This is a genomic window from Vibrio mimicus CAIM 602, assembly GCF_000338875.1.
Lineage (GTDB): Bacteria > Pseudomonadota > Gammaproteobacteria > Enterobacterales > Vibrionaceae > Vibrio > Vibrio mimicus.
Map to the genome: position 1 here is coordinate 1 of NZ_AOMO01000117.1, position 607 is coordinate 607.

General features: G+C 42.7%; 1 pseudogene. It reads left to right on the forward strand.

Features of this window, described 5'->3' with window-relative positions:
* Positions 1 to 208 precede the first annotated feature (208 nt).
* A pseudogene (locus D908_RS0120150) lies at positions 209 to 427 on the forward strand (DUF3709 domain-containing protein).
* Positions 428 to 607 lie beyond the last annotated feature (180 nt).

The window sequence follows — 607 nt, forward strand, 5'->3', positions numbered from 1 at the left end:
GTTTTGTTGTAATGCGTTGCCAGCCCCTTAGGCGGGCGTTATGCTTAATCCATAAAAATCAGCAGGTTGTGGTTGTCGATTCCTTTAGCATTTCGTTTAGGTTTTGTCGGCAATTCAATATTGTTTGTCGCTGCCTAACGAAGCGGCAATGTATCTGGCGCTGTAACTTCTGAGTGATTGCCTCATTGGGTTGTTGAGTCTGCGCGAGGTGAGTTTGGCTCTCTCAAGTCGCTTTGAGTAGTTTGGTGCCTTTATTTATAGGCTGAAAGTCTGTCGGCAATTGAGCATTGTTTTTCGCTGCCTAATGAAACAGCAATGTGTTTGTCGCTTTAAGTTTCAGCGTCATTGCCTCATTGAATTATTTTTCCCATGCGTGGTGAGTTGGTTTGTCGGAGAGGGTTTCCACATTGACCTAGTTGCTAAATGAAAGCCTACATTGGTCAGTTTATAGGTAAAAGTTGAGCCAGTTCTAATTCAAGGAAATTCGAAGTTTGGTCAATGATTTCAGTGAGTTATTCTTGAATTGGTTTAAATGTAAAGTGTTGAAACTTAAGCATAACAAACGCCTCAAGAGGGACTGTCAACGCGCGGCGTTTCCAGTCCCAAT